Source organism: Chamaesiphon sp. VAR_69_metabat_338 (genome assembly GCF_031423935.1).
GTDB lineage: Bacteria > Cyanobacteriota > Cyanobacteriia > Cyanobacteriales > Chamaesiphonaceae > Chamaesiphon.
The window spans coordinates 1-1585 of record NZ_JANPGM010000542.1; the positions used below are offsets into that span (position 1 = coordinate 1).

General features: G+C 48.2%; 1 protein-coding gene and 1 pseudogene. Both read left to right on the plus strand.

What is annotated here, in order from left to right:
* Window positions 1-46: 46 nt before the first annotated feature.
* Window positions 47-988, plus strand: a pseudogene (locus tag RMO84_RS14940) (glutamate synthase subunit alpha); the annotation flags it as partial.
* Between the two features lie 313 nt (window positions 989-1301).
* The gene (locus tag RMO84_RS14945; protein WP_310489239.1) at window positions 1302-1583 is read left to right on the plus strand and encodes a hypothetical protein; all 282 of its coding nucleotides are present in this window, start codon (window positions 1302-1304) and stop codon (window positions 1581-1583) included.
* The last annotated feature ends 2 nt before the right edge of the window (window positions 1584-1585 follow it).

Sequence of the window (1585 nt, forward strand, 5' to 3'; positions counted from 1 at the left end):
CTCGGCTGTATTATGATGCGCGTCTGCCATCTCAAACCTGCTCTAACAAACCGAAGCAGGCGCAGAAGTCGGACGTTATCAACAAATTACCCAAGATCGTGGACTTGACAAATCGCTCGATCTTACTACTTTATTAGACCTGTGCAAAGACTCGATTCTTGATGGCACACCCACTAAAGCCACCCTCCCCATCTGCAACGTCAACCGCGCAGTAGGCACCATCCTCGGTAACGAAATCACCAAAAACCACTGGTACGGACTCCCCGCAGATACCGTTCACCTCAAATTCCAAGGTAGTGCCGGACAAAGCTTCGGCGCATTTATCCCCCAAGGAGTCACCCTCGAACTCGAAGGCGATGCCAACGACTACATCGGCAAAGGACTCAGCGGCGGAAAAATTATCCTCTACCCCTCACCTAAATCCACCTTCATCGCCGCCGAAAACGTCATCGTCGGCAACGTCGCTCTCTACGGAGCCACCAGCGGCGAAATCTACATCAACGGCATGGCAGGCGAACGGTTCTGTGTCCGCAACTCTGGTGTCAGTGCGATTGTAGAATCGATCGGCGATCATGGCTGTGAATACATGACAGGCGGACAAGTGCTCGTTCTGGGTAAAACCGGACGCAATTTCGCAGCGGGAATGAGTGGCGGTGTGGCTTATATCCTCGACGAGCAGGGTGATTTCCCGACGCGCTGCAATACCCAGATGGTGGGTTTGGAAACTCTGAGCGATCCTGAAGAGATTGCGAAGTTAAAGGGTTCGATCGAGAAACATGCCCAATATACCCAGAGTCAGAAAGCGATCGCAATTCTAGCTAATTGGGATGAGATGGTGCCGAAGTTTGTGAAGGTGATGCCGCGTGACTATAAACGGGTGTTGCAAGCGATTCAGAATGCGCTGGCTTCGGGGTTAAGTGGTGATGATGCTCTCGATGCTGCTTTTGAGGAGAATTCCCGCGATGTGGCGCGAATTGGGGGAAGTTAGAACTCTCATTTCACCAATCGGAACGATCGAGTCTTTCGGATTGGTGATGTGTTTAACCTTGTCCTTCTCTCGGTAACTTCTAGCTTCGCTCATGCACCGCCCTCAAATGAATTTGGGGCTGACAGCAGAAGTTCGTTAAAACGAACTAAATAATTTGGCAGTTCTCTTCAGAGAACTTGAGCTATTAGCCCGAACTTATAGTTCAGGGCGGTGTTGGAACGGAGCAAATAAATTCTCCTTATCGAGAACTTACGTTAATTTACTTGTTATGCTGTCATAAACTTGGCAAAATAGAAATGTCCCATCATCTGCAATGGAGATACTGATGGATGCCCTGACTGAAAGACTGGGAATTAAATTGCAAGAGTGGAAGCCAGAAATATCCGATCGAGTCCGTCAATACATCTCAGAAATTATTGACTTAGCAGATCGAGATGTTCTCAATTCCCTACCCTCACGCACTGTCGAACAAGATGTGCTAGATTTAATCGATCGAACAACCAATCAACCTAATTCGATTAGTTCCACTCGCACCCATGATGCCTTCCTAAATAGCTACAGTTTAGAAGACGAAAGGCTTTATGATGACTGTTAAAG

What these genes read in the sequence shown, in the direction of transcription:
- RMO84_RS14945 (WP_310489239.1), top strand. Translation starts at nt 1,302, where the DNA reads ATGGAGATACTGATGGATGCCCTGACTGAAAGACTGGGAATTAAATTG.